Raw genomic sequence first — 14,395 nt, 5'->3', positions numbered from 1 at the left:
AAATAGGGTTGTCTTTTTTATGTATAATGTATATAATAACAAACGAGATGACAATTAAACAATAATGTTATAAGAAAGGAAATGATATAAATGTCAGGTTAAATTTCTAACAAATATACTAAAACAAAATAGCAAAGGAGAATCACAGATGAAACAGTATTTAAAAATTCAAAATGCTTTATATGGAAAATACCAAGAACCAGAAACTTCTCTTATCTATATTATCAAACCAATAGGATTTACTCTTCTCACATGTTTGATATATTTAGAAAGAGAAAACTATGCTACAACTTGGGTTGGCCAGATTATGAAACTTTCAGCATTAGATAAAAGAACTGTAAATAAATACTTAGCAATATTACAGAAGAACAAAATTATATTTTGTGATGATGATTTATCAAAATGTAAGAATAAAGATACTATAACGATAAGTCTGAAATCTTATATGGATATGGAAGGTGGATTTGAGTTAATCCCTGAGAAGATATTCTTAAATCATTGCAAATCTATTGGCTCCTCTAGTTGGTTAGTTCTGTGTTTTCTTACTAAGAACCATCATCCCCTCTTTGGATCAATAACTAGCGAAGGGTTTGCTACCATGTCAGAAGTTGTTATAGGCGCTTATCTGGGATTGAATAAGAGCACAGTTCATACGTGTGCCCATAAATTAAGCGACGATAAAATTATCAAAATGAAACAAGGTAGAAATACAATGATAGGATACAATGAAGATATGAAAAAAATATATTCCTACTGTCCTAACGAATATACTGTACCATTTAAAGTAAAAATCAAAGTAAAAGTTGAAGAGTGATATTTATGTATTTTGGTTTTTCTATTTTTCCCTTTGACGAAGACAGGTTCAGTTATGAACCTAATTATTAAGTCTTAATGTTAAGTTAGATGTAAGTTAAATGTAAGTATACTGTATATCACACGGATTCATGTAGGGTTTCTGACATGAAAATAAAAATCCATGTTAAAAACAGCACATGAAATTAAAATCCATGTACGGTTAGAGGTATAGATTTAAAATCCATGTACGGTTTTTAGCATGGATTAGGCTAGGCATAAATAAAGGGTTCACAGACATACCTATAAGGGGTATATTTTACGTAACAATTAAACAATAATGTTATAGAAAAGGAGATAAAATTATGGGATATGAATTACGACCATATCAGAAAGAATGTATTGAAGCAATAGACAATATGAAAGTCAACTTACCATCATTAGTTGTGCTAGCGACAGGAAGTGGAAAGACAATTATAATGTCTGATGTCGCTGCTAGAAATCCAGGAAGAACATTAATAGTAGTAATCAGTAAAGAGCTCAGGCAGCAGACGATTGATAAACTACTTGAAACAGATAACACACTAGACATCGGCTCTGTCCAGGGAACCTTAGATCAAATTAGCAATAAGATTGTAGTCAGTACTAGACAATCCCTCAGTAATGGGAAATCTACTAGAATACAGAGGATGATAGCTTATGGGAGCTTTTCCACAATAATTTTTGATGAATCACATGTTGCGTGTAGTCAAATTTCTAAGATACTTTCTAAATTAGACATTTCCAAGAGTAAAGTGATAGGATTGACAGCTACACCTTTTAGTAAAGATATATCTAAAGTATTCAAAGAAATTTTATATAGCAAAGACATTTTATATATGATAGATAATAATTATCTGTGTGAACCCAAAGTAATGCAAATTTCTACCAAGACAAGCCTAGCCGGAGTTAGAAGTATTGCTGGAGAATTTAATTTACAAGAGCTTTCCAAAACGGTAAATACGGATTATAGGAATGATTTAATTGTAAAATCTTATAAGAAGTTCGCAGGAGATAGATTGCACACTTTAATATTTTGTACATCAATAGAACATGCTACTGATTTAACTAAAGAGTTTATATCACAAGGAGTTAAATGTGCCAGTATAGATTCTACCTTATCTCAAAAGGAAAGAGATCAAGTTTTATATAATTATAAGAAAGGTATAATTAATGTACTTTGTAATATTGGAGTCCTTACAACTGGATTTGATGATCCAAATACAAATTGTATAGCGTTTGCAAGGCCTACAAAGAGTAAAGTCCTATTCGTACAATGTTTAGGGAGAGGACTCAGGTTGGCTCCTTATAAGACAGATTGCCTAGTATTGGACTTCCTAGATGTTTCTTCCTCTCATGATCTTATGAGTATGGATAATTTATTTGATATGGATTTCAAGAAAGGCCAGAGGTTATCTGAGGCAAGAGAAGATAAGAAAAATGAAGATGCTGCTAAGAAAGTTGAAAAAGAAAAAATAATTCAAGAAAGAGACTTACAATTAGAATTGGTAGCCAAACAAATTAAACTATTTAACAAAGAAATGAAATTAGCCTTTGAGAATGTAGCGTATGATTGGTTTAAATGTAATGTAAACTGTTATGCTGTATCAGAATCCTCAGATAATCATTATGCAATTGAATCCACTGGTGGAGAATTTATTATCTACCAGGTCACAACAACTAAGCAAAATAAATCAGTAGAGTATATTGATGCTTTTGAGAATGTAACAGAAGCAATTAAGTTTACGGAAGAATATATTAAGAACCCAAAAAGTTTTGCTTATAAAGATGCAACGTGGAAATTTGACCCTGCAACAGATAAACAAAAGCAATACGTTTCTTTTGCTAGGACAAAGTGGGATTGTCATAAATATTTCATATCAAACTCAATTAAGTCTCAACTTAGAAACTTTTAATTGACAATTAAACAATAATGTTATATAATACTAAATGTAAAGAGAAAATAAATAGAACCTGTTTCCATCCTCTCGACAATTAAACAATAATGTTATGCTGTGGTATTGCTTTTGTAGTCATATACTCTCCTGTGAGCTATGGGACGTATTATTAGCTATAATTGTATACCCAGAGGTTAGGATAGCTTAGAGTAAGGTAATAACCACTCACTCATATGAGGAGTTAAGGTTAAGGAGGAATATTTAAATGGTATTAGAATTAGGTAATGGTAATTTCAGAGTTATAAGCGACGAGAGGCAGTATATATTACAGAAGAAAAAGGTGGTACAAGCTTCTCACATGACGAAAATCGAGAACATTGGAAAAGAGAGCATGGTTGATATAGGATATTATACAAAACTTGATTCAGCTTTAAAAGCTGTCGGAAATCAGATAGTCCTTGATAATAATGATTTAAAAGACATAGTAAAGAAATTAGCAGAGCTACAAGTTGAGATAGATAATTTCACAGGAATGTTGGAAATAAGCGGGGTTGAAAATGATGAAGAATAAAAAATATAATTGTTTGAATTGTGATTACAGAGATCAGAATGAGGGAGTAATGGTATGCAATAGACCTTCTAAAATAGAAGGTAGAATAGCTACTAATTTAGGAGATGTTGAACTTCCATGTCCATGCCATAGTGAGATAGATAAGTTAAAGAAAAATGGTAAGCATATTGACAATGGAGAATTTCATATAAGCAAAGAAAGATTAAGGGAATTAGAGAAGCTTTTATTCGGATAGTTGACAAATAAACAATAATATTTGGAGGAGGGATTCTATGGCAATGTCTAAACAAATAAATATATATTCAGTGGACACATCATCTTTCTATAATGATAGAGAAATGATGATCCATAGGTGTTTAAGCAGGCAATATCGAATTAGAAATAGACTAATACAATTAAGGATAAAAGTATCAAAAACTGAAAACACCGACTTTGTGTTTAAAATAACTAGGAACCTAAGATATTTGAATAAAAAGATAAAAGATATAAAAGACCAATTATACAAAGAGTTTTCTAAAAACGCTGGTATAAGAGCTCTACGTAAAGAAGCTTTAAATAAATATAACATAATTTCTATGTTTGATTCTACTTTGACTAGAATTATGGAAATGCCAGAAGGAATTTTATCTGAAGACATTCTCATTGTTCAAACATATTTTTTTGAGATAACTGAAGATATAATACTTAATGGATTTTTGCATGATGGAGAAAAGTATGTAGTGTTTACTGCAAGTGCTGGTCAAATTAGGACAAAGAAAACTGTTTTTATCAAAGAGCGTATTTTAGAAAAGCACTGGAATACCATCACTTGTGGCCTTTCAGTAGAAGATATAAATAAACGTGGTGGAGTAAATATTAATAAATACCTAGCTTATTTAGCCCTCTGCAACAGTGCTACTGATTTATGGGAAGATTTTGATATAACTAAAACAATAGTTGTAGAAGATATGGAAACAATGGTTCATGGGTTAGTAGATTATATTGACGATAAGACTTATGAAATTGAAAGAAAGTTTATGGATGTTCCTATCCCTCACACTGACGGTTGTGGAATGATGATCTTAAGTAAAAAGAATAAAATGATAAGAGCCCCTTGGATTAAAGGATTGTTAATATCATTTTATTTTGATAAATTTATTAGAGAAGCTAATAAAAAAGACCCAACTAGAAATCATGGATTAGTAAAGGACATTTATGGAGTAGAGCATGATATTTTAAATGAAGGTATTGAAATTATCTTTACAAAGAGCCAGTTTAAAATGTGGAAATATTATGACTCTTGGGAGCAGTATTGTGAGAATTTCATTAAATATAAGTGTCAAGCAGGAAAATGTAATGAGGAAGAAGGTGTTTTTGGAAACGCAAAATTAAATTATCAGATGCTCCAAACATTGGTAGATATGACTGATAAAGAGTTAAAATCTGTTTGTAATATTACGAAGACTGACATAATGAAAATTGGGAGAGACAGAAAAACTATGTTAAAAGTACTAGGTGTAGTGCCTTCCAACAACAATAAAAATTACGTGCAACAAGCTTTAGAAGTCTATCCTGAATTATTAAATGATACTTATAGCAAAGAGATATTAAAACAAGTTAAAAAGAGTATGGTCAAAGAAGCGAGGGCTGGAAAAGTTGATATAAACGGGGTGTATACTTTCCTTTGCCCAGATTTATATGCCTTTTGTGAATATTTGTTTTTAGGTGACAAAAATCCTATGGGCTTACTAAAAGACGGAGAAGTTTCATGTAGAATATATAGAGATATCCCAAAACTTGATTGCCTGCGTAGTCCACATTTATATAAAGAGCACGCAGTAAGAACCAACATTGTAGATAGAGAAAAGTCCAGGTGGTTTACAACAAATGCTATATATACAAGCTGTCATGATTTAATTTCCAAAATATTGCAATTCGATGTTGATGGAGACAAGAGCCTAGTTTGTTCAGATGAAACTATCATAGAAGTCGCTGAAAGAAATATGAAAGGAATAGTTCCTCTTTATTACAATATGGCTAAGGCTGGTGCAGCAATAATAGACAATAGAAGTATCTATAATGGATTAAAAGCTGCTTATACTGGAGGGAATATAGGTTTATATAGTAATAACATATCAAAAATATGGGACAGTGATGACAGTAATTTAGAAGCCATAAAGCTATTATGCATGGAAAATAATTTTGTTATTGATTACGCAAAAACTTTATACAAGCCAACAAGACCTCCTGAAAAGCAGAAACTAATTACTGGTTATACTAAATCTAAGGTTCCTCATTTTTTTATATATGCCAAGGATAAATTAAAAACAGAAGTTAAAGACTCAACCAATGGTGTTGTTAATAAGTTAGAAAAGATAATTCCAAATCCTAATATAAGTTTTAAATCAGCTAAATTAGGAGATTTTGATTATAAGATGCTCATGAATGACAAAGATATTGAAATGGATTGTGAAATTATAAAAAAATATGAAGAATTAGATTTAAGGAAACACTTTATGATGCATACCTCTGGAGAAGATGAAGAAAACAATGCTCTGTCTTTGTATCAAGGAATAAAGGCTGAAATATTGCTGGTAACAGATAATATTAAATATATAATAGATGTACTAGTTGAATATTTATATCATTATAAGAAGTCTAGTTTTAAAACTACTTTGTGGGAATGTTTTGGAGATATTATGGTTGAGAATTTGGAATATAATATAGTAGAAAGTATAGGTAAAGATACTGTGCTATGCGAAATATGCGGGAAAAGGATAGAGGATAATACATCAAATAAAAAGTATTGTTTAGAATGTAGTAAGGAAATAAATAGAATCAAAACACTGGAGAATTGGCACAAGAATAAAGAAAAACTAAAAAAACTTTGAAGCGACCATATCTTTGTAGCCTAGTTATATCAACGGTTTACAGCCTTACTATTTTATAAAAAAATTAGTAACTATAGTCATAGCCCCATTCTGTTCAAAAAATGGATGGTCTCTAAGGGAGAAGTAGACTATATATACACAAAAACAGAGATCTATTTTTCTTAACAAATAAATAATAATGTTGTTTATGTCCGCACACCTCTGACGATAAACAGGTGTATATGAATTTGAGGCAGTTAATATGGGTAGTTGAAATCTACCCTAACTGTATATATTTTTTAACGACAAATAAACAATAATGTATATAAAGGGATAAAGGAGGAATTATTAATGATTAAATACGAAAATACTGCACTAACAAAGGTAAATCTCAAAGGGGAATTAATCTCGATATCTGAGAATGGAATAACCGTAAAGGATCTAAAAGAAGGTACACTCGAAACAATGGAATTTAGTCAACTTAATTATTTACTCGGTAAAGAAGTTACTATAACGATTCAAAATAAAGAAGAAGTTTAGAAAATAAAGGCATGAGCTATCGTGAGATAATCTCCTCTGTCTTTTTATTTATAAGGGATGAAGGAGGGAGTTTTAGAAGGTGATGGATGGTTTAGTTAAAAGAGAAAACGAAAGTGAATTTGAATACATAAAAAGAATCGTCTATGGAAAACTTGTCGACAAAACAATAGCCTTAGATTACGAAGATTTAAGCGAATTAGTTTTTGGTGAAGGTAATTGCTTTAATAGATCTGAAGTTAGAAAAAGATTCTATGGTATTAAGAGATTGTTAGAAGTTTCAGAAACTGATGTAATTAAAAAAATGCCAGAGAATGCAATACTTGATGAAATAAATCTTAAAATTCAGGAACTGGATAAGACAAGAAAAAAGCTTCAAACTACAAAATTAGAATACAACAGAAAACTAAGAGAAGATTCAAGAATAGAATTATTCCTAGAATATGTTGAGAATGCAGTTCTAAAAGTTGAGCCATTACCTATACCAGAACATATTACTCCAATAGAATATGAGAAAGTTGCTTTGGTTGCTTTAGCTGATGCCCATCTTGGTAAACAAGGAGTTATAAAGGATTTACGGGGTAATATTATCAATGAGTATAATGAAGAAATCTTTAAACAGAGAATGTGGAAGATCTTTGATGATACGTTAGCAATAATTACTAAAGAAGATATTACTGAGATTAAATTGGTTTCACTTGGAGATATGATTGAAGGTATGCTTCGAGTTTCACAACTTAAATCATTAGAACTTGGTGTTATTGATAGTGTTATTGCTTATTCTGATTTCATGAGCCAATGGATTAACGAGTTGAGTAAATATGTAAGAATTGATTACCACTCTGCTTATGGAAATCATGATGGTTTGAGATTACTACAAGCTAAATCTGCACACGACTTTCCTAATGAAAATGTAGGTAGGTTGATTGATAAGTTTTTATCTATTAGATTAGAAAGTAATCCCAATGTAATTATTAATGACAATCAGCTTCCATTCAGTTATTTTGACGTATTTGGAATGAATATCTTAGTTATGCATGGCGAAGGTAAGAGTTTAATCGAGGATGTAAAAAGTTTTAAAGTTATGTATGATGAAAGAGTAGATTTATTTTTAACAGGCCATTTGCATAAAGGACAAACAGAAACTGTTGGATTAAGTCCATTTGGGGATATTGAAGTTATGCGTGTTCCTTCTATCTGTGGCATTGATGATTTTTCGGTTATGATTAAGAAATTTAGTAGAGCTGGAGCCCGAGTCTATATTATAGAAAAAAATAAAGGTAAAACAACTCAATACGATATAAAATTATTTTAATTTCCAACCAACAACTAAACAATAATATGACGGCTACTAGCCGAAAAGGAGATTTTATTATGTGTAAATGTAAATTAGATTTTGAGGGAATTTCAGATAGAGAAGCATTAGACGAATTAAAGAAAATACTTCAGGCAGGAACAGAAGTCGAAGAAGAATTTGAAGAAGACTGCGATGGAGAATGTGAAGGCTGTTCAGGTTGTGATGATGAGTTTGATGAAGACGAAGAAATATCAATTGATGAATTAATTGAAGGAACAATTGAAGAAATCGAAAATGGTGGATGTTTAGGCTGTAATATTCGTAATTTAGCCAGATTTATATATGAAAAAGGAAAAACAGATACAGCAGAATTATATAAAGCAATTTCTCAAAATGTTATTAGCGGTGATTTTTAGTCCGTTAAATATAAATAATTAGTATTAGTATACGTCCTTACTTGTATCATTGCGATACGATTCTATAAGTAGAAAGGTGTAGGTGGTCTAATTTCTGATTCAAAAATCTGTGTTTATCTGACATAGGGAGAGTTGCTGCCTTAGTGCAAAACATTAAATTTAATCTGCAATTAGATTATGAATATTCTCTAATTGCAGATATTATGCTGAATTAGCTCATTTTGGTAGAGCATTGCCCCTTGTAGGGCAAAGGTGCAGAGATCATAGCTCTGATTCAGCTCCAAGAGGAGCTTTTTATGGTTTACTCCCTGAAGAACAAACCATTCCCCATTTTTTATTAACAAAGAAACAATACTGTTTAAAACTAGTATTTAGATTAGGCATATCTGCGGATATGTCTTGGTGTGGATATTTTTGGTTCACAGAGTAGAAGGAAAGTCTTGGGTAGCTCCTAAGATTTAGTGCGTTACCTATAGCGCCGTCCTTTTATTTATATTTTTATATAGGGAAATAAAATATAGGGAGATTATAAAAATGTTAATTAGTAAAACGGTAAAAGTAAAATGGTGTGGAAGAACAAAACTTCATTATACTTCACAAGGTTACAAATTTACTAAAATGGGAGACGAATTTGAAGTAAAAGTTGAAGATTTGACATCAGGAGCACATGTTAAAATTCAAGTAAAATGCGACGAATGCAATAAAATAATAGATGTTAGTTGGCCAAATTATCAATCATATATAAAAGAAAATGGGTTATATTTTTGTAAAAAATGTTCTTTAAAATTATATGGGCAAGAAAATAAAAGGTTAACTAGATTAAAAAAGAGTAAATCTTTTGAACAGTGGTGTATAGAGAATAAAAGAGAAGATGTTTTAAATAGATGGGATTATTCTAAAAATAAAGACGTAAAACCAATTGATATTAATTATAGTACAAAAAAAAAGTATTATTTCAAATGTCAAAAAGGAGTTCATAAAAGTGAATTAAAAAGTATACTTGATTTTTCAAGTGGTCATAATGGCACAATGGATTGTGTTGGTTGTGTATCTTTTGCTCAATGGGGTATTGATAATTTAGGCGAAGATTTTTTGGACAAGTATTGGTCTGATCAAAACGTGTTAAATCCTTGGGAAATAAAATATGCTAGCGGGAACAAAGTATATTTAAAATGTCAAGAAAAAGATTATCATGAGGATTATATGATTAAAATCGGAAATTTTTCTATATGTGGAAACAGATGTCCATATTGTTCAAATAGACCTAATAAATTGCATCCACTAGATTCGTTAGGCAAATTATTAGAAGATAAAGGATTATTACATCTGTGGTCAGAAAAGAATAAAAAATCACCATATGAATATCCGCCTATGAGTAATAAAGAAGTTTGGTGGAAATGTTTAAATGGAAAACATGATAATTATCTTAGAGTGATAAATAATTCCAATATTTATGATTTTAGATGTCCTGAGTGTCAATACTCCAAAGGTGAAATATGTATTGAAAAACATCTAACATTAAATCAAATTAAATATGAATCACAAAAAACTTTTAAAAATCTCGTAGGTATCAACAATGGCTTATTGTCGTATGATTTCTATCTGCCTCAATACAATTTACTTATAGAATATCAAGGTGAATTTCATGATGGTAATGGTAATTATTATATGAGACAGAATTTAGAAAAACAACAAGAGCACGACAAACGTAAACGAGGATATGCTAGAGATAATAAAATAGATTTACTAGAAATTTGGTATTGGGATTTTGATAATATTGAAAAAATTTTGGATAAACAATTAAACAATAATATTATATAAGAAAGAAGGTGGAAAGATGGCTACACTAATTCAAAAATGTACTGCATGTAACAAATCTCAGAAATTGCCATCTTTTTATGTAAATAAAGATAATAAAGATGGCAATGGACATAATTTTTGGTGTACAAAATGTGTAAAGGCGTACGTCAAAGATAAGCTAACTATGGAGCAATACTGTGAATCAAACAGAAGACAATTTCGACATGATTTATGGGATTGGGCAGTAGCAAAAGCAGAGACTATATTTAAAGGTGATGTTGATTTTGATTCTTTAAATGAAAAAGATAGGATAACTAAATTTAATCAAAGAGTTATAAACACATATTTTAGCCAACACAATCAAACACAGTATTATTTGTATATTCCAGATGAGAATAATCCATTGGGTTATTCAGAAGACAAGTTAGATGAAGACAGTATTGAATATGACGACACAGGTGATAAGAAAAAATATTCTCAAAAATGGGGCGGTAAGTTTTCTGAACTTGACCTTATTTATCTTGAGGAGCAATATAAAGGATTTCAAGATGACTATGATCTGAAAACAAAGAACGATTTTGAATACGCATCGAACGCCTGTGTTAGTGGGTTAATTGTGCGTAGAGTTAGACAAGAATATCTTGAAGGAGTGACAGGAGCCGACAAACGTTATAAAGAAGCAGTTGCTACTTATGATTCTATTTGTACTAGCGCCAAGTTTAATCAGAAGACTAGAACTGAGAATTCTAACACCGGCCTAGGAAGTTTCGGGGAGACGTGGAAAAGGCTTGAAGAAATGGGCTTCGAAGCAGTAGAAATCAAATTTCCTAAAGATGATGTTGATATTATTTTAGAAGAGTACGCACATAGTCATGTAGCTCTGAGAGGAGCATTAGACGATGGCGATTAATTTTAGTCATAAGAAACAAACGAATCAAAGTGGAGGCTTCGATAACTCACAAAGCGAATCTGCTTATAACCCAACTAAAAAGAAGAACATTGATAATCCAGAGGAAGCAATGAAACTATTGCAGTTTTATAGAACCCATTTGGATATTTTTCTTGAAGTGTTAGGATTTACTTTATTTGATTTTCAAAAACCTATTGCTAGAGCTATTGGTAATTGTGATGATAGTGTAATTATAGAATCTCGTTCTATGGGTAAGTCTTGGTTATTAGCAGCTTGTCTAGTTGGACTTGCAATACTTTGGCCGGAGGAAAAAATCGGTGTGGCATCAAAAACTTTGGCGCAAGCAGCCTTAATTTTGAAGTATATTGTTGATTTTTCTGCTCAAATACCAGATGTAAATAGAGAGATTATACATCCAATAACTATGAATAAAAGCGAAGCTAGAATTCACTTTAAATCAGGTTCATATATTGAAACGTTTGGTGTATTCGGAACAGCTGATGGAGCTCGTGGCAGGAGATATGGTATCGTAGTTGTGGATGAATCAAGATTAGTTAATGCAAAGATATTAGGAGAAATAATAAAACCTATGACTCAATGGAATAGGCCTCATTGGTTTAGAATGAGAAAACTAGGTCATAAGGATTTTATTGATGTAAACACCAAGGTCATACAAATCAGTTCGGCCTATCTTAAAAGCTGCACCCTATTTGATAAATTTAAAGATAGTTTAATACAAATGGGAAATGGAAGTAGAAGACATTTCGCAGTTGCTCTTAATTATGCAGCTGGAATCAGAAATGGATATGTTAAAAAAGAATTCGTTGATGACGAAAGAAGAACTCTACCAACAAGTATCTTCGCTTACGAATGGGGGTCGATTTTTGTCGGAGTCGATGACTCAGCTTACTTTAAATTCGATGAAATTGAGAAATGTAGGACGTTAGACCATATTGAGATACAACAGCCAAAAGGGAGTAAGAGTAGATATGTCATGTCCGTTGACCCTGCTGACACATCAGCTGCGTCTGGAGATAATACTTGTATTTGTATAGTTAAATTAAAGGAAAAATCTGATGGTACATTTTGGAAAGAATTAGTTTATTTAAAGACATATAAGGGTATAAGCCTTTCTGATATATGCGACAAAATAAGAGAATTATGGTTAAAATGGCCTTCTATAGAGAAAATAATGATTGACATAAATGGTCTTGGAAGAGCAGCCCCAGATTTCTTAGATTCTGCTTTTACGGTTAATGATAGAGAATACCCTGCCTTTGTAGACCCTGACGACGAAAGAAAAAAGAATATTCCAAATGCATTACCTATATTAAAATGTCATATTCCTACAAATCAATATAATAACGAAATGGCAGATTTTTTAAAGGTATGTTTTCAAAACGGAAATGTTAGACTTCCTAAATCTTTAGCAGACCATAGAGAAATAATGCAAGCTGAAGTAGATGAAGATGGTAAGAAAAAAAAAGACCGAAGTGTTCTAATAGAAGAGGAAGCCGTAATTATGGATTGCGAAGCAGCAGTTTATGAAATACTTAATATCCGTAAAAGAGAAAATGCAAATGGAAATTATATATTTGAAAAGATACAGCCAGGATTTAGAAAAGATAGGTATACATGTTTTGCACAATTGTTTATTTATATAAAACAGTTGGAAGATGAGAATAAGGAAAAAATGTATAGGCCTAAAAACACAGTATGGGGAATTGCTACGACATTTTAGAACAAATAAACAATAATATATAGGAGGTGATTAAATGAGCCGAAGAAAAAGGCAAACAGTAATTGCTCAAAAAAAACAAATTGATAAGCCTTCAGAATATTCATTTGGAGCAGATATGAAAACCGAAAGTGCCGGGAAAGGTATTGTCAGTATTTATCAAAATAAAAATTATACTACAACTGGGGACTTAAAAGGCTATAATGTAGAGAAAATTTTGAGAAACAAGCAAGAAAACATCTACAAGATCTATGAATTAATGAATTATTTTGTAGAGGCCGATGAGATTTTTAATTCAATCATAAAAAAAGTATTAACTCCTTTTAGTACTTCCTCCGGCTGGAAACTACATGGAGCCAGTGAAAAAATAAAACAAAAATACCTTACTTATTTTGAAGAGATAGGCTTAAATGACCTTCTTAGAGATGTATTTTATGAAATAAATTTATATGGTCAATGTTATATTTATGATCGGGATGGAAAATGGTTTGATATTTTACCATCCCATAGGATTCGTGTTAGTTCTATCGGAATAAATGGACAACCTATATTGGAATATAAAATAAATGAATATGCCAATACGAGGTTTACTGTAGCAAAAGAAGATTTTGTGAATACTTTGCTCAAAGTTTATGAAGGTTATCCACCTGAGATTTTACAAGGGGTCAGAGATATGACACTCTGGGTTCAATTAAATCCAGATAACGTCTATTCTTTGACTGATTTAAAAAGTCGTTACGAAAAATATGCAATGCCCGTAGGAACGGCTTGTTTAAAAGCATTCAATAAGAAGAACCTTATAAGCGAGTACGAAAATGGACAACTTAATCTTGGACAAAAAGGGTTTTTATTAATCAACGTTGGAGATAAAGACATATCTAAAACTGTTACTGGTACAGATTTACAAGATGTTGGAAAAATATTCAAAGATGCTATTTCTGGGTTTCCAATGGCCACTGTGGCTTGGAACGTTTCAGCAAAATGGATTCAAACAGATTCAAAAGAATTATTTACCGATAAATACGCAACAGTTAATGCGAGTATACTTTCAGCAGCAGGAATAAGTGCAATAATTGCAACTGGGGATAGCGCTCATTCTTCATTTAGTAGTGCACAAGTGAACGTGAATAATTTAGAAAAACGAATTATTCAAAATCAGATAAATGTTTGTGAATTTGTTAAATGGATAATAGAAAAAAGGGCGGGAGAATGGCGTATTAGCAGTCTCAAAACACCGAATTTCCTATTTAACCCTGTAAACTTGGCTAACGACACAAGCTTTAAAGATGAGGTAATTGCCTTATATGAACACGGGCTCTTGAGTAGAGAAACCGTTTTAGACAATTTGTCCTTCGATTTTGGCCAGGAAAAGGAAAGACGAGAAAAAGAGAACAAAGACAAGTTAGATGATACATTTACAATACCGCCTAGTTTCAACAATCAAGGTAATGGAGAAACAGGTACGGGGGCTCCCGCTAAATCTGACAACACTAGGACTAAAGCTCCGACAGATAATAAAGCTCCTAAACCTAGCACAAAATAATCTAA

The 14,395-nt window shown here is 31.5% G+C and carries 12 protein-coding genes; all 12 read left to right on the top strand.

Going from position 1 to position 14,395, the window contains the following annotated elements:
- Positions 1-148: 148 nt before the first annotated feature.
- The 12 genes from ACWJKP_RS08820 to ACWJKP_RS08765 all read left to right on the top strand — a co-directional run bounded on the left by ACWJKP_RS08820 (position 149) and on the right by ACWJKP_RS08765 (position 14,390).
- Positions 149-814 (top strand): hypothetical protein, encoded by a 666-nt coding sequence (locus tag ACWJKP_RS08820; protein WP_462961537.1) that lies wholly within the window; start codon positions 149-151, stop codon positions 812-814.
- Positions 815-1,157: 343 nt separating this feature from the next.
- Positions 1,158-2,747: a DEAD/DEAH box helicase gene (locus ACWJKP_RS08815; protein ID WP_462961536.1), complete on the top strand. Its 1,590-nt coding sequence runs from the start codon at positions 1,158-1,160 to the stop codon at positions 2,745-2,747.
- A gap of 247 nt (positions 2,748-2,994) precedes the next feature.
- On the top strand, positions 2,995-3,300 hold the full coding sequence (locus tag ACWJKP_RS08810; RefSeq protein WP_462961535.1) for a hypothetical protein: 306 nt from the start codon (positions 2,995-2,997) through the stop codon (positions 3,298-3,300).
- Positions 3,287-3,535: a hypothetical protein gene (locus ACWJKP_RS08805; protein WP_462961534.1), complete on the top strand. Its 249-nt coding sequence runs from the start codon at positions 3,287-3,289 to the stop codon at positions 3,533-3,535. Before ACWJKP_RS08810 ends, ACWJKP_RS08805 begins: the two co-directional genes overlap by 14 nt.
- 37 nt (positions 3,536-3,572) lie before the next feature.
- The gene (locus tag ACWJKP_RS08800) at positions 3,573-6,170 is read left to right on the top strand and encodes a hypothetical protein (protein WP_462961533.1); all 2,598 of its coding nucleotides are present in this window, start codon (positions 3,573-3,575) and stop codon (positions 6,168-6,170) included.
- 330 nt (positions 6,171-6,500) lie between these two features.
- Positions 6,501-6,689 carry a hypothetical protein gene (locus tag ACWJKP_RS08795; protein ID WP_462961532.1) on the top strand — a complete coding sequence of 63 codons (189 nt, stop codon included), beginning with the start codon at positions 6,501-6,503 and terminating at the stop codon, positions 6,687-6,689.
- Positions 6,690-6,768: 79 nt separating this feature from the next.
- The gene (locus ACWJKP_RS08790; protein WP_462961531.1) at positions 6,769-8,001 is read left to right on the top strand and encodes a hypothetical protein; all 1,233 of its coding nucleotides are present in this window, start codon (positions 6,769-6,771) and stop codon (positions 7,999-8,001) included.
- Positions 8,002-8,060: 59 nt separating this feature from the next.
- Positions 8,061-8,399: a hypothetical protein gene (locus tag ACWJKP_RS08785; protein WP_462961530.1), complete on the top strand. Its 339-nt coding sequence runs from the start codon at positions 8,061-8,063 to the stop codon at positions 8,397-8,399.
- A 534-nt stretch (positions 8,400-8,933) separates the two neighbouring features.
- A complete protein-coding gene (locus tag ACWJKP_RS08780; RefSeq protein ID WP_462961529.1) occupies positions 8,934-10,220 on the top strand; it encodes a zinc-ribbon domain-containing protein in 1,287 nt (428 codons plus the stop codon).
- Between the two features lie 16 nt (positions 10,221-10,236).
- Positions 10,237-11,109: a hypothetical protein gene (locus ACWJKP_RS08775; RefSeq protein WP_462961528.1), complete on the top strand. Its 873-nt coding sequence runs from the start codon at positions 10,237-10,239 to the stop codon at positions 11,107-11,109.
- Entirely contained in the window at positions 11,099-12,850 is a 1,752-nt protein-coding gene (locus tag ACWJKP_RS08770; protein WP_462961527.1) for a terminase large subunit domain-containing protein, read from the top strand. The genes ACWJKP_RS08775 and ACWJKP_RS08770 overlap by 11 nt, the downstream gene beginning before the upstream one ends.
- Before the next feature lie 34 nt (positions 12,851-12,884).
- On the top strand, positions 12,885-14,390 hold the full coding sequence (locus ACWJKP_RS08765) for a hypothetical protein (protein ID WP_462961526.1): 1,506 nt from the start codon (positions 12,885-12,887) through the stop codon (positions 14,388-14,390).
- Positions 14,391-14,395 lie beyond the last annotated feature (5 nt).

Source organism: Clostridium sp. CM037, from assembly GCF_055081095.1.
The sequence above is the reverse complement of the archived record's forward strand: the minus strand, read 5'-3'. Positions and strand labels throughout refer to the sequence as shown.